Origin of the sequence: Microbacterium sp. PAMC22086, from assembly GCF_019443525.1 — a bacterium.
Classification (GTDB): domain Bacteria; phylum Actinomycetota; class Actinomycetes; order Actinomycetales; family Microbacteriaceae; genus Microbacterium; species Microbacterium maritypicum.
Genome location: NZ_CP080380.1, coordinates 1,195,957 through 1,208,900 on the forward strand (window position 1 = coordinate 1,195,957; position 12,944 = coordinate 1,208,900).

The 12,944-nt window shown below is 69.2% G+C and carries 15 protein-coding genes; 7 read left to right on the forward strand and 8 right to left on the reverse strand.

What is annotated here, in order from left to right; translation table 11 throughout:
* Positions 1–10 precede the first annotated feature (10 nt).
* Both KY497_RS05905 and KY497_RS05910 read left to right on the forward strand, forming a co-directional pair.
* Entirely contained in the window at positions 11–1,099 is a 1,089-nt protein-coding gene (locus KY497_RS05905) for an alkene reductase (protein ID WP_219870063.1), read from the forward strand.
* Positions 1,100–1,166: 67 nt separating this feature from the next.
* Positions 1,167–1,565: a VOC family protein gene (locus KY497_RS05910; protein WP_055874366.1), complete on the forward strand. Its 399-nt coding sequence runs from the start codon at positions 1,167–1,169 to the stop codon at positions 1,563–1,565.
* Here KY497_RS05910 and KY497_RS05915 read toward each other — a convergent pair.
* The 4 genes from KY497_RS05915 to KY497_RS05930 are packed head-to-tail and all read right to left on the reverse strand — an operon-like array spanning position 1,541 to position 4,641.
* The gene (locus KY497_RS05915; protein WP_127482999.1) at positions 1,541–2,224 is read right to left on the reverse strand and encodes a helix-turn-helix domain-containing protein; all 684 of its coding nucleotides are present in this window, start codon (positions 2,222–2,224) and stop codon (positions 1,541–1,543) included. The genes KY497_RS05910 and KY497_RS05915 overlap by 25 nt on opposite strands.
* 44 nt (positions 2,225–2,268) lie before the next feature.
* Positions 2,269–3,054 carry a DNA/RNA non-specific endonuclease gene (locus KY497_RS05920; RefSeq protein WP_219870064.1) on the reverse strand — a complete coding sequence of 262 codons (786 nt, stop codon included), beginning with the start codon at positions 3,052–3,054 and terminating at the stop codon, positions 2,269–2,271.
* Between the two features lie 38 nt (positions 3,055–3,092).
* Positions 3,093–3,800: a cache domain-containing protein gene (locus KY497_RS05925; protein ID WP_055874356.1), complete on the reverse strand. Its 708-nt coding sequence runs from the start codon at positions 3,798–3,800 to the stop codon at positions 3,093–3,095.
* A gap of 37 nt (positions 3,801–3,837) precedes the next feature.
* Positions 3,838–4,641, reverse strand: coding sequence for a FadR/GntR family transcriptional regulator (locus KY497_RS05930; protein WP_055874353.1), 804 nt, complete (start codon positions 4,639–4,641; stop codon positions 3,838–3,840).
* 117 nt (positions 4,642–4,758) lie between these two features.
* Between KY497_RS05930 and KY497_RS05935 the strand changes: the two genes are divergently transcribed.
* The 4 genes from KY497_RS05935 (at position 4,759) to KY497_RS05950 (ending at position 8,784) form a co-directional block, all read left to right on the forward strand.
* A complete protein-coding gene (locus tag KY497_RS05935; RefSeq protein ID WP_218682095.1) occupies positions 4,759–5,826 on the forward strand; it encodes an ABC transporter ATP-binding protein in 1,068 nt (355 codons plus the stop codon).
* A 48-nt stretch (positions 5,827–5,874) separates the two neighbouring features.
* Positions 5,875–7,059, forward strand: a complete 1,185-nt coding sequence (locus KY497_RS05940) for an extracellular solute-binding protein (RefSeq protein ID WP_219870065.1) — start codon at positions 5,875–5,877, stop codon at positions 7,057–7,059.
* A gap of 77 nt (positions 7,060–7,136) precedes the next feature.
* Entirely contained in the window at positions 7,137–7,964 is an 828-nt protein-coding gene (locus KY497_RS05945; RefSeq protein WP_219870066.1) for an ABC transporter permease, read from the forward strand.
* 7 nt (positions 7,965–7,971) lie between these two features.
* Complete coding sequence (locus tag KY497_RS05950) at positions 7,972–8,784, forward strand: ABC transporter permease (RefSeq protein ID WP_219870067.1); 813 nt, start codon at positions 7,972–7,974, stop codon at positions 8,782–8,784.
* Positions 8,785–8,798: 14 nt separating this feature from the next.
* Here KY497_RS05950 and KY497_RS05955 read toward each other — a convergent pair whose 3' ends face one another.
* Both KY497_RS05955 and KY497_RS05960 read right to left on the reverse strand, forming a co-directional pair.
* A complete protein-coding gene (locus KY497_RS05955; protein ID WP_055865842.1) occupies positions 8,799–9,005 on the reverse strand; it encodes a CDGSH iron-sulfur domain-containing protein in 207 nt (68 codons plus the stop codon).
* Positions 9,002–10,045, reverse strand: coding sequence for an iron-containing redox enzyme family protein (locus KY497_RS05960; RefSeq protein WP_219870068.1), 1,044 nt, complete (start codon positions 10,043–10,045; stop codon positions 9,002–9,004). Before KY497_RS05960 ends, KY497_RS05955 begins: the two co-directional genes overlap by 4 nt.
* Positions 10,046–10,263: 218 nt before the next feature.
* Between KY497_RS05960 and KY497_RS05965 the strand changes: the two genes are divergently transcribed.
* The gene (locus tag KY497_RS05965; protein WP_258185930.1) at positions 10,264–10,665 is read left to right on the forward strand and encodes a phytanoyl-CoA dioxygenase family protein; all 402 of its coding nucleotides are present in this window, start codon (positions 10,264–10,266) and stop codon (positions 10,663–10,665) included.
* A gap of 13 nt (positions 10,666–10,678) precedes the next feature.
* Here KY497_RS05965 and KY497_RS05970 read toward each other — a convergent pair whose 3' ends face one another.
* A complete protein-coding gene (locus KY497_RS05970; protein ID WP_308813130.1) occupies positions 10,679–11,377 on the reverse strand; it encodes an endo alpha-1,4 polygalactosaminidase in 699 nt (232 codons plus the stop codon).
* 134 nt (positions 11,378–11,511) lie between these two features.
* Positions 11,512–12,909 (reverse strand): MFS transporter, encoded by a 1,398-nt coding sequence (locus tag KY497_RS05975; RefSeq protein ID WP_055874340.1) that lies wholly within the window; start codon positions 12,907–12,909, stop codon positions 11,512–11,514.
* Between the last annotated feature and the right edge of the window lie 35 nt (positions 12,910–12,944).

Genomic DNA, 12,944 nt, shown 5'->3' on the forward strand with positions numbered 1-12,944 from the left:
ACCTACCTCTGTGAGTCTCTACGAACCGGCCGTCTTCGGTGCCCTGCAGCTGTCCAACCGCGTCGTGATGGCGCCTCTCACCCGCACCCGTGCCGACGACGACGGTGTTCCGACCACCACCATGGCGGAGTACTACCGCCAGCGTGCCGGGCAGGGACTCATCATCTCCGAGGGCACGTGGCCGGCGGTCGAGGGCAAGTCGTATCCCGGACAGCCGGGCATCGTGACACCCGCGCAGATCGAGGGGTGGAAGCCGATCACCGCGGCGGTCCACGATGCGGGCGGAACGATCGTCATGCAGCTCATGCACGGCGGCCGTGTGGGTCACCCCGCGATCTCGGGGGAGCCGCGGGTCGTCGCACCCAGCGCGCTCGCCGCGCCCGGACAGACGCGCACGCCCGAGGGCAAGGCAGACCTCCCCGTCGCACACGCGCTCACCCTCGACGAGATCCCCGAGGTGATCGAGCAGTTCGCACAGGCGGCGCGCAACGCGATCGCGGCCGGGTTCGACGGCGTCGAGGTGCACGGTGCGAACGGCTATCTCGTGCACGAGTTCCTGTCTCCGGTGTCGAACATCCGTGACGACCGCTACGGCGGGTCGCCCGAGAACCGCGCCCGCTTCGCGATCGAGGTCACCGCGGCCGTCGCCGCGGCCGTCGGCGCCGACCGCACCGGCATCCGTCTCTCGCCGCAGCACAACATCCAGGGCGTGCTGGAGGAGGACGACGCGGATGTCCTCGCCACCTACACCGCCGTCGCTGAAGGGCTCGCGCCGCTCGGTCTCGCCTTCATCGACGTGCTCAACGCGCACCCTGCCGGTGAGCTCGTGCAGCACATCCGCCGTACAGGCGGCGCGCCTCTGATCGTCAACACCGGTTTCGCGACCGAAACCATCAAGGATGAGGCCGAGTCCCTCGTCGCCGACGGATGGGCGGATGCCGTCGCCGTCGGCCGACCCGTGATCGCCAACCCCGACCTGGTCGAGCGCTGGATCCAGGGGGCGGAGCTCAACGAGCCGCGGCCCGAGCTGTTCTACGGCCGGACGGCGGAGGGATACACCGACTACCCGTCGCTGGAGTCGGTGCGCGCCGGAGTCTGAGGTCGCGCAGGACAGCGTGGCCGTTCTGTTCACGACCGCGTCCGTGAACCGGTCGTAGCGTGGGGGCATGACATTGAAACTCGGCTTCATCGGCATCGTGACCCACGACATGGCGGCCTCCCTCGCCTTCTACCGCGCCCTGGGCGTCGACATCGCGCAGGGCCAGGACGACGCTGCGCACGTAGACGCCAAGCTCGATGACGGCGTGACCCTCGCCTGGGACACGATCGAGACGATCCGTGGTTTCGACCCCGGCTTCGTGCCGGCGACCGGTGGGCATCGCATCGCCCTCGCCTTCGACAAGGGGACGGCGGCGGAGGTCGATGCCGCGTTCGCCGCTCTCGTGAGCGCCGGATACACGGCGCACGTCGAGCCCTGGGACGCGCACTGGGGTCAGCGCTACGCGACGCTTCTCGATCCCGACGGGAACTCGGTCGACCTCTATGCGGAGCTCGCCGCGAACTGACCGGGACTGACGCCGACCAGCCGTCGGAACTCGCGCGAGAGATGCGGCTGGTCGGCGAAACCGGCTTCGGCGGCGGCTGCGACGAGGGGTGCTCCTCGTCGCAGCAGCGCCTGTGCGCGGCGGGAGCGCTCGAGGCGCACGAGCGTGGCGTATCCGTAGCCGAAGGTCGAGAGCATCCGCCTCCGGAAGGAGCGCTCCGAGGTTCCGTATCCCGCGGCGGCACGGCCGGCCGGCTCGGCAGCCGCTGCCGAGCGGTGCACGGCGGCGGACCAGCGGCTCGATTCCGAGGCCTGCACCGCGAGTGAGGACAGCGCGCCCGTGGAGTGCGCGCCGTCGGCGAACGGCGCCATCGCCGCACGCAGGCGCTCGGCACGCCCGTGGGAGGTGAGGTCTTCGAGAGGGACGAGCTGGTCGGCGATCTCCTCGAGGTCGAGGCCGAGCAGGTGGCCGGCGCGCCCAGGAGGCAACCGGAACCCGAACGAGTCGCCAGCCCCATCGCCACCCGCCGTGATCCACCGCGTGGAGGGACCGGCCACCGAGACGCGACCGTCACGCAGGATCAGGTCCACGCAGCCGTCTGCAGGGATGGGACCCCCACCCGCGCTGCCACGGGAGCGCCACAGCGCTGATCCGTGGGGAAGGCGTGTCTCGGAGTACATCACGTCATTGTCTCAGGCGTGGTCTCAGGCGTGGGCGACCGGCATCAGAGCACGATGTCGCCCGCCGAGTCGAGGGCCCGCCATGCGGTCTCGCGGGCGCCCGGCCGCATGAGCACGTCGGCCGTGATCATCGCGGCGAGGTCGATGCCGGTCAGCGCCGCGATGTCGGCGATCGGCACCTGGAACGTGCGGAAGCCGCCGAGCGGCGCGACGTCGAGCGTCCCCTCCCGTGTGTCGACCAGGGCGGACTGATCGAGCACGAAGCCGGCTGCGGCAAGGCCGTCGTGGCCGTGCCAGGCCGCGATCTTCCAGAACCGGAGCGGCACGCGGATGCCGCGGTAGCTCGGGTCGTTCTCGGCGAGGACCGGGGCGGTGAACACCGACACGCGCTGCTCGGTGGTCTCGGCGTAGGCGAGCACGTGGTCTTCGAGGCCGAGCCAGAGCTGCTTCGACTGGTTGAAGCCGGCGGCCTGCGGTGCGGCGTTGGGATAGAAGAACGTCGCCTCGCTCGCCGCGCGCGCGGTCGCGACCGCTCCCCACCCCGGGTCGCGTCGACGCACGAGGTGCCCGCGATCGAGGTCGTTGCGGGCGTACACCTCGGGCCCCGCCTGCTCATCGGGCGGAAGGCGCTCGTCGAGTCGCCAGTCGCCGGTGCGCGGCAGGTTCTGCAGCGTGGCGCCGTCGATGTTCACGGCTGTCACCGCGGCGAGCCGCCGCTCGGGGTCGAGCAGCACCGTGAACCGGGGATACGGGAGTGTGCGCACGGTCTGGGTGGGGAGAGGGAGGGGGAGTCGCGTGCCGAGGAAGTCCACGTCGTAGCCGTCGGTCATGATCCCATCGTGCACGGTGCCTCCGACGCCTGCACCTGTCAGCGAGGATCGACGATGACGTCGAGGGCCACGCCAGCGCACGCCACGCGCGGCAGGTCGGCGAGTCCGCTGCCGCGGACCGAGTCGCCGGTCGCCCAGCGCGGATCGGTCGAGACCACGACGCGGCCGACGCCGTTGGTCAGGGTGACCTCGCACCCCAGGGCGGCGAAGCGGTGCGTCAGATCCTGTTCGACGGACGACACGAGCAGGTCGAGGCCGGCGACGCCGATGCGACGACCGTCGACCTCGGCCGGGACCGCGATCGTGATCGTGTACTCGTCGCTGCAGAGGTAGTCGACGTAGGGTCCGGCGACGTGCGGTTCGCCGGTGGCCATCGGCACGCGGAACCACTCCAGGGCGCTGTAGTCGATGTTCTCCTTGTTCAGCGACTGCGAGGCGAGCACGAGCTGCCGGCGGTCCTCACCCTGCCACCACGCGAGATGGCTGTGGGCATCGGAGAGGAGGTCGATCGCGGCGATGAAGCCCGCGCCGTAGACCGGGACGCCGGGGAGGTCGAGTGTCCTCAACGCATGCGGTTCCACGAGCGCGTCGATCCTCGAGCGCGTGAGCGGCCCGGCTGCCCTGGCGTCGAAGACCTCCGCGGCGAACGGGTCCACCCAGTCGAGCAGGGTGCGCACGGGCGCCGTGAAGTAGTCCTCCACGATCGCGGCTGCTGCCTGGATGGCGGTGTCGGTTGCTGTGTTCATCGCGTCCTCCTGTGCACGTCGATGCTGGTCCTCTGATCTACCCGGTCGCTGCCTGGAGCCGGATCAGCGCGTCGATGGTCTCGGCGGCCATGAGCTCGGTCCTCGCCCCGGCGGCATCGGGATCCCCGGCCTCCACGGCGTCGATGACGGCGGCCAGGTGGGCTCCCTGGCGCCGAAGGTTCTCTGTCTCGTGCGCGACGAGACGCAGGAAGGGCGAGAGCTCTGCCTGCAGCTTCATCTGCTCGCGGGTGAGGCGCGCCGACTGGCTCAACGCGACGATCTCGATCTGCACGTCGTCGAGCAGACGGCGCTGCGCTTCCGGGTCGAGCTCCTCGATCCGCTCCAGCCGGCGACGCACCCGCTGCGTCTCGCTGGGGTCGGCGCGTCGCGCCGCGAGGCGCACGCAGGCTCCGGTGATGGCGGCGTAGTGGGCGCCGAGGTCGCGCAGGGCCAGGCGCGATGTGCGGCGCACGGCCTCTCTGGCGAAGGTGAGGGGATCGGCGTGCGCGGCGACGAAGCTGCCCCCGTTGCGCCCACGGCGGGTGACGACCAGGCCGCGTCCGCGGAGAGCCAGGAGTGCTTCGCGCACGGTCACGGGAGCGACGCCGAGACTCTTGCTGAGATCGGCTTCCGACGGGAGGCGCTCGCCGGCGCGGAGGTGTCCGCGGGTGATGGCGTCGACGAGGCGGCGCTCGACGAGCTCCGCCCGTCCCTCATCGCCGATGGGCTGGAACAGCGCGCCCTGAAGACGGTGCGGCTGCTCGTGCTCGGGTTCGTGCTCGAGTTCCAGGGAGCGCTCAGCGGAGGCGTGCGTCGGGTGCGTCGTCGAGCTCGATGCCATCCTGCGATTCTCCCTTCCGTGATCACGATACCCAAGAAGTTCCTGTTGACATATTACCTCTGGGTTTATATGTTTTGGTGAATCTTCCCCGTTCGACGACGATCCGAGGAGCGCGAGATGATCGCCACGGCCCCCGCAGCACCCGCAGCCCCCGAGGCCACCCGCCCGGACGGGACGGTGACACTGAGCAGCGTCACGAAATCCTTCGGCGAGTTCACCGCCGTCCGCGACCTCGACCTCGAGGTCGCCTCGGGGGAGTTCCTGTCGATGCTCGGGCCCTCGGGCTCGGGCAAGACGACGGTGCTGCGCATGATCGCCGGTTTCGAGGACGTCACCGGTGGCAGCATCCGCCTCTCCGGCGTGGACGTGACACGCACGCCGCCGCACGCACGTCCGGTGAACACGGTGTTCCAGGACTACGCACTCTTCCCCCACCTCACCATCGCCGACAACGTCGGCTACGGGCTCCGCGTCCGCGGTGAGGGGAAAGCCGCCCGCGCCGCCCGGGTGCAGACCTCGCTGGAGCAGGTGCGACTCGACCACGTGGCCGATCGCCTGCCGCACCAGCTCTCCGGCGGCCAGCGTCAACGCATCGCCCTGGCCCGCGCGCTCATCCTGCGTCCGCAGGTGCTGCTGCTCGACGAGCCGCTCGGCGCGCTCGACAAGCAGCTCCGCGAGCAGATGCAGATCGAGCTCAAGCAGATCCAGCGCGAGGTCGGCATCACCTTCATCTTCGTCACCCACGACCAGGAGGAGGCGCTCACACTGAGCGACCGGGTCGCGGTGTTCAACGGCGGTCGGATCGAGCAGATCGGCACCGCGCGCGACGTCTACGAGCGCCCGCAGACCGAGTTCGTCGCGCGCTTCCTCGGGCTCTCGAACCTCATCGGCGGAGACCTCGCCGAGCGCCTCACCGGCGACCGCCGAACCATGAGCGTGCGTCCGGAGCGGATGCGGCTGATCGATCGTGAGGGCACGCTCGCCGCGGGCGAGGTCGCTCTCGACGGGACGATCAGCGAAATCGTCTACACCGGCCCGGCCACCCGCTACCTGGTCGCGACCGATGCCGGGATCGACCTGATCGCCGAACGCCCCAACACCCGACACGGTGCCGACGACGATGTCGCTCGAGGACACCACGTCCGTGCCGCCTGGTCTCCCGACCACGCGGCACGGCTTCCCTGAAACACCGCAACATCCCCACCCCCAGCACTGATCACAAAGGAGCGATCCATGCGTAAGAAGATCCTGGCCACCACGGCGATGGCGGCCGTCGCCGTCCTCGCCCTCTCCGGCTGCGCCACCGGAGGCGAGACCGCATCCGAGGGCTCCGGCGAACTCCAGATCGACGTTCCCGACATCGCCATGCAGGAGGAACTCGGCGACTACGAGGGCGAGGTGAACATCGTCGCCTGGAGCGGATTCGTCGAGCCGGCGTGGAGCGACGCGTTCACCGCCGAGACCGGATGCGTGGTGAATCGCCGCGTCGCCGGAACCAGCGATGAGATGGTGCAGCTCATGCGCACCGGCGACTACGACCTGGTCTCCGCCTCGGGTGACGCGAGCCTGCGCCTGATCGCGGGCGGCGACGTGCAGCCGCTCAACCTCGAGCTCATCCCGAACTTCGGCGACGACATCGTCGAGGGCATGAAGGGCCAGATCTACGACACCATCAACGGCAAGTCCTACGGCATCCCGATCGGCCGCGGCGCGAACATCCTGCAGTACAACAGCGAGGTCGTCACCGAGGAGCCCACCAGTTGGGATGTCGCATGGGAGAAGGACAGCCCCTACGCGGGCAAGGTCATCGCCTACGACGCCCCGATCTACATCGCCGACGCCGCGGTGTACCTCATGGCGCACGAGCCCGACCTCGGCATCACCAACCCGTACGCGCTCGACGAGAAGCAGCTGAAGGCCGCCGTCGAGCTGCTCAAGCAGCAGAACGAGATCGTGTCGGAGTACTGGTCCGACCCCGCCGCGCAGATCACGTCGTTCGCGGGCGGCACCACGGTGCTCGGCACCTCATGGGAGGTGCTGCGCAAGCTCACGGAGGACGACAGGTTCAAGAGCGTGCTGCCCGAGGAGGGCTCGACCGGCTGGTCGGACGCCTGGATGCTGGCCGCCGAGTCGAAGAGCCCGAACTGCGCGTATGCGTGGATGGACTACTCGTCCTCGCCGGAGGTGAACGGCGCGATCGCGATGAACTTCGGCATGGCCCCGGCCAACGCCGCCTTCTGCGACACCAGCGAGGAGGCGAAGGCGCACTGCGACTACTTCAACGCCACGGATGAGGAGTACTTCAAGAAGGTCTGGTTCTGGACGACGCCGATCGAGCAGTGCATCGACGGCCGCACCGACGTCACCTGCACCAACTTCCAGCAGTGGACGGACGCCTGGCTCTCGGTCAAGGGCTGAGCCGCATCGAGGGGGTGGGTCCTGCCGACCCGCCCCCTCACCCTCCCGCATCTTCCGCAACCACGAACGGGATCGACATGAAGCGCCGCCTCCGGATCGCCGGGCTCCTGGCCCTTCCGATGACCTGGCTCATCGGGATCTACATCTTCTCGCTGGTCATGCTCCTCGTGACCGCCTTCTGGATCACCGACCCCTTCACTTCCAAGGTGAAGCCGGGGTTCACGCTGCGCAACTTCGAGCAGCTCTTCGTCAACCCCGCCTATCTGTCGACGTCGATGCGCACGCTGGGCATCGCCCTCGCCGTGACGGTGCTCGCCATCCTCATCTCGGTGCCCCTCGGCATCTTCATGGCCAAGGTCGCATCGCCGTGGCTGCGGGCGCTGTTGGCCGTGTCGATCACCCTGCCGCTGTGGGCCGGGTACCTGGTGAAGGTCCTCGCGATGCGGATCACGTTCACCGAGCAGGGGTTCGCGAACTGGCTACTGGCGCCGTTCGGTCTCTCCGGACCGGGTTTCGGCGTGCTCACCGTCGTGCTCACCCTGACCTACCTGTGGCTGCCGTACATGGCCGTGCCGGTGTACACCGCGATCCGCCAGGTGCCGCCGAACCTCTTCGACGCCTCCGCCGACCTCGGCGCCGGGTCGTGGCGGACGATCGCATCGGTGGTGCTGCCGATCATCAAGCCGGCCCTCATCGCCGGCTCCGTCTTCACGTTCTCCCTGAGCCTCGGCGACTATCTGGTCGCCCGGTTCGTCGGCGGAGACACCCAGATGATCGGCAGCGTGATCGCATCGAACATCAACCTGAACCCCCCGCTGGCGGCCGCGTACTCGCTGGTCCCCATCGCGTTCGTCGTCATCTACCTGGTGAGCGTGCAGCGCACCGGCGCACTGGAAAGGATGTGAGTCGCGCATGCTGAGACTGTCCCGCACCTCCAAGATCGTCCTCGGGATCATCGTCGCGATCGTCCTCGCGTTCATGTACATCCCGCTCGCGCTGGTCGTGCTCAACTCCTTCAACTCCGCGCGTATCGTCAGCTGGCCGGTGAGCGGCTTCTCCCTCGAATGGTGGGGCAAGGCGTTCACCAGCGAGCCTGTGCGCGCCGCCCTCCTGAACTCGGTACTCGTCGCATCCGGGGCGACCGTGATCGCCGTCATCCTCGGCACCCTCGTGGCGTTCGCGCTGCAGCGGTACTCGTTCTTGGGACAGCGGGCCGTGAACCTCCTGGTGGTGCTGCCGATCGCTCTCCCCGGCATCGTCACCGGCGTCGCCCTGAACAACACCTACAACCAGCTGCTGGAGCCGATCGGCATCCAGGTCGGCTTCTACGGCATGATCATCGCGCACGGCACCTTCTGCATCGTCATGGTCTTCAACAACGTGCTCGCGCGGCTTCGGCGGATGAACCCGAGCATCGAGGAGGCCTCGCAGGACCTCGGCGCGAGTCCGTGGCAGACGTTCCGGCTCGTCACGCTCCCGCAGTTCCGCAGTGCGCTGATCGCCGGGGCCATCCTCGCCTTCGCGCTCAGCTTCGACGAGGTCTACGTCACGATCTTCACCGCCCCGCCGGGCGTCGACACCCTGCCTCTGTGGATCATGAACCAGATGGCCAGGCCCAACGAGGCGAACGTGGTCAACGTGGTCGCGACGGTCGTCATCGTCGCCTCCTTCCTCCCGGTGTGGATCTCGCAACGGCTGGGGAAGGAGGTCGACGAGCGCGACTGACGCAGGGGCACCGCTCAGTCGTCGGTGCGGAAACCCGTCGCCTTGTGGGTGCCGTCGCAGAACGGCTTGAGGGCGGAGAGTCCGCATCGGCACAGGGCCACCGTGCGGCGGTGGGGTGCGATCGGCTCGCCCTCGGTCGTCTGCAGCTCCACGTCGCCGCGCACGAGCAACGGGCCGTCCGGGTACGGCGTGATCGTCGGGCGGTCGTGGCCGGCGCTCATGACGGCATCCGCGTGCGAAGCGAGGAAGTGCCCGTGGACCAGGCGTCCAGGATGTGCGCGCCTCCCCATCCGTCGACGGTCAGGCACGCGGCGGCACCGAACATGATGTCGGGCAGCAGCTCGGGGTGATCCTCGGCGAGGCTGCCGGCGAGGTCTCGTGCGGCGATCTGCTCGTGCACCGCATCGGCCTCGACGTGCTCGTCGAAGTAGCCCGAGACGTCGGAGCCGAAGCCCAGACGACGCAGGCCGTCGGCATACAGACGGCACGGGATCGACGAGGTCATCTCGTAGGCGGCGAGGTGGCCGACGATCGAACCCACCAGGCGGCGGTTGAGGCCGAACATCGACATCATGTTGAGAGAGGCGAGAGTGACGGCGGGCAGGTCGTCGACATACGCACCGTAGGTGTCATCGAGACCTGCCGCCCGCATGGCGCGCGCGAAGAGCGCAGCGTGCACACGGTGCGGACGGCCACCGCCGTATTCGTCGGACTGGATCTCGACGAGCGCGGCCTTGGCGCGTCCGTCCAGTCGGGGGATAGCCCAGGAGTGCGGGTCCGCCTCGCGCAGCGTGTATGCCGAGCGCTGGATGAGCATCTCCTGCGCCTGCGTCGCGGTGGCCTTCTTGACGAAGTACCGGGAAAGGCTCGGCCCCGTGTCGGCCTCCGCGAGAGCGAAGAGCGACCGACCGACGGCATCGACGGTCGGCTCCGGCAGGCTCGGCATCGGCACGCCGGCACGCAGTTCGCGCTCGAACGCCGCCTCGAGGATGCGCCGGGTGGTCACAAGCGCGGGCTCCCATTCCAGATCGGGGTCGAGCTGCGGGAGTGACCCGTACGCGGAGGCGTAGAGCACGAACAGTGCCAGCTGGATGTCGTCGTCGCGGGCGATGTCGGCGCTCGCCGCGACGGCCTCCTCGGCGAGTGCCGCGTGGCCGCATCCCTCGCCGGAACCGGTGAGGTGCGCGATAACGGCGCGGCTCAGCGCCCCTCTGTCGGAGAACGCGAGAGGCGGGGTGGATGCCGGGGCGGATGAGGTCATGTGTCGGGGTTCCCAATCGATGCGCACATCCGTATCCTGCGGGCCAGGAGCAGATCCGGCCAGGGACTTGACGGGCCGCGCCGCGCGGGGCATGCGCGCGGGTACCCGTCTCGGCGGCGGGCGCGGAGATAGGCTGACGTCGATGACGCAGCCGTCCTCCTGGTCCCACTACGCCGCACCGCGACATGCGATGCGGCGACTGCTGATCTCGTGCCACGGTGCGGGGGAGCAGTCGGGACCTGCGCGAGGGCAGCGAGCGCGTGCTCTCGATGTGGATCCCCCTGGGAGACTGCCCCGCCGAGCAGGGCGGTCTCACCTACCTCGAAGGCAGTCATCACTGGGCGCTCGCCGAAGAACGCGCGCGCGGCGACAGGCGCCCGGCCGCATCGATCACGGCCGACCTCCCCGCGCTCGCCGACGCGCGCGACGCCCGCTGGCTGATGGCGGACTATCGCGCGGGCGACGTGATGGTGCACTCCTCCTACATCGTGCACGCCAGCACCGACAACGTCGATCCGCAGGGGCGCATCCGCCTCTCCACCGACATCCGCTATCAGCGGGCATCCGAGCCGATCGACTGGCGCTGGCAGGAGCACTGGCACGAGGATGACGGTCTGTGAGGAGAAGTGCCGCTCAGTCGCAGGTCTCGAACGCGTAGGCGTCGTCGTCGGGAGTGACGAGGTCACGGTCGCGGAGCACCATGGAATCCGGAGAGCTGTCGTCGGCGCACATCTCGGCGAAGGGGCGCGGAAGCTCGTCGGTGTACTCGATGTCGATCACATGGTCGGCGTAGACCGCGGTGTAGGCGCCGCACTCTTCATAGGCCGCGCACTCCTCGGTGACCGCGAAGTCGAAACCGGCCCGCTCGTGGAGCAGCGCCGCATCCTCTGCGGCGTTCTTCTGGCCGGCGGCGAGCCCCACGGCGTGCGCGGCATCGACGAGCAGCGCGGCCAGGGCCAGGTTGTCATCGAGCGAGAGGGAACCACCCGACCGCGAGTACGAGTCGAGATTGTCGAACTCGACCGCGTCGAAGCCGGCATCCGCGCAGCCCTCGATCCAGGGGATCACCGTGTCGGCGATCTTCTCCCGGTGCGCCGCACTCGAGGTGTCGATGAGTGCCTCATCGGGCCAATCCGGATCGAAGACGACCTCGCCGTCGCGCTGCAGCAGCAGCTCACGGGGCCAGGCATCGAGTTCACCGGGCTGCGTCTGGAAGCCGTTGACGTAGCAGATCGAGTACACGCCGGGTGCGGGCTCCGCGCCCCGGTCGCGCCCCACGATGCCGACCTCTGGCGAAGGGTCGTAGGCGCCACCGAGCTGGTAGTCGGGCACGGCGCCGGAGGGTGGGAGGACGATGGTGGGCGACGGAAGGGTCGTCGATGCTGCGGAACACGCCGTGAGGACGAGCGCCACGACGCCGATCAGGACCGCGCGCCCCCCACGAACGAGTCTTCGATTCGACACGGTCAATGCGGGGCGGGTCCGGTCGCCGCCGCGTCGACCGGGGCCGGCGCGGCCGGATTGCGACGGATGCCGATCCACGAGACCACGCCGCCGATCACGAGCAGCATCGCCGTGAACCACGCGGCGTTGTGGAAGCCGTCGAGGTCGAGCGTGCCGCCGACGATGGTCGACAGCATGGCCACGACGAGCAGACCGGCGACGCGGGAGACGGCGTTGTTCACGGCCGAGGCGATGCCCGAGTGGTTCTCATCGATCGCCCCGAGGATCGCGGCCGTCAGCGGGGCGACCGTGAGGGAGAGTCCGAGACCCATCACGATCATGGCCGGCAGCACCTGCCACCAGTAGTCGAAGTCGGTGGAGACGAGAAGCAGCATCAGGGCGCCGACGGCCATGAGCAGCGGCCCGACCGTCATGAAGATACGCGGTCCCCATCGGCCCGCCCACTGACCTGCGCGCGAGCTGACGAGGATCATCAGGATCGTCATGGGGAGGCTCGCCAGGCCTGCGGCGGTCGCGCTGAGCCCCGCGCCCTGCTGCAGGTAGACGCCGACCACGAAGCCGTTGAGCGACAGCGCGGCGTACACGAAGAACGTGGCGAGGTTGCCCCAGCCGAAGTCGCGCACGCGGAACAGCCACAGCGGCATGAGGGGCGACGCGGAGTGCTGCTGGCGCCACAGGAACAGCGCGAACAGGGCGGCGCCGGCCACCGCGGGGATCCAGATCGCGGGCGACTGCCATCCCAGGTTCGGCTGCTCGATGAGCGCGAAGACCACGGCGCCGAGACCGATCGCGCACAGCGCCCCGCTCCACCAGTCGACGGTGATGCCGCGGGGATGCTCGGGCAGACGCAGGCGGGAGAGCAGCAGGAGCGTGATCCCGATCGGGATGACGTTGATGAGGAACACGAAGCGCCAGGAGAGGTAGTCGACGAAGAGCCCGCCCAGCAGCGGACCGACCAGTTGCGCACCGGTGGTGAAGGCGGTCCAGACTCCGATGGCCCGCGACTGCACGTCGGCGCGCATGGTGGCGGTGATCAGGGCGAGCGAGCTGGGCACCAGCAGCGCCCCCGCGGCTCCCTGGGCGGCGCGGGCGATGATCAGTGTGAGCGGATCGAACGCTGCGGCGACCGCGATGGAGGCGACGCCGAAGGCGATCAGTCCGATCCGCATCACGAGCACACGGCCGTAGGCGTCCGACACCGAACCGGCGAGCAGGATCAGAGCGCTCAGAGTGATGAGATACGCGTCGACGACCCACTGCTGGGTGGTGATGCCGCCGCCGAGCTCACGACTGATCGCGGGTAGCGCGACGTTCACGACCGTGCCGTCGAGGAAGGTCACGAATGACGCGAGCACCGCGATGGAGATGACGAGCCGCTGGAGCGGGGCGAAGGATGCCACAGGCCGACACTACCCCCGGCAGCCGACGTCGGGGC